Source organism: Flavobacterium sp. AK-301 (genome assembly GCF_058310215.1).
Genome location: NZ_JBZEES010000046.1, coordinates 1 through 621, shown reverse-complemented (window position 1 = coordinate 621; position 621 = coordinate 1). Strand labels below are relative to the sequence as shown.

At 43.8% G+C, this 621-nt stretch carries 1 protein-coding gene; it reads right to left on the bottom strand.

Translation table 11 applies throughout. The annotated features are described in order from the left end of the window. Positions 1-621 (bottom strand): RHS repeat domain-containing protein (locus AC4FQX_RS15175; protein WP_491168563.1); only part of this gene is annotated, 621 nt, incomplete at both ends.

Genomic DNA, 621 nt, shown 5'->3' with positions numbered 1-621 from the left:
TACTTTAGGATCGTATAAACGACCGTTCATATGGATAATACCTACACTCTGTAAATGTTCGTGTCCGGTATACCCTCGGTCCAATATACTGAATCCATTGAGCACTTTTCCTGCTCCGTCCTGTACTTTTGTTACGGCTCCCCAAGCATCAAAATGTCGCTTCTCCACAACTGCTGCTGCCTGATCGGTAATTGCGAGTATACTACCCTGAACATCCCGATGCAGATAGTAATAATCATTCTTCGCTCCGTCACTTTTTAATATAACGGGGGCACTATACCCGTCTCCGCCTATAAAAATAACAAATTCTGTGGTTCCGGTAACGATATTCTCTTTTATTTCTACACTGCCGTCATGCGAATAATGTTTGCGCTGGCTTCGGTGTCCGGGGTCGGCTTCGAGTCCGCCGTAGAAACTACTGCTGCGCTGTCCGAAAGCATTGTGTTTAAAACTGATTTTATCGACTCCGGTTTCTTCGATATGTACGGGACTTTTAAAGGTATTATAGGTAATATTCAGCTGTCTCAGTTTCGTTTCGGGATTGGCTGTTTTTCGGATTTGTAAATCATCAAACCAGACATTACCGGTTCCTATAAGGTCGGGTCGAAGTCGGATCTTTTT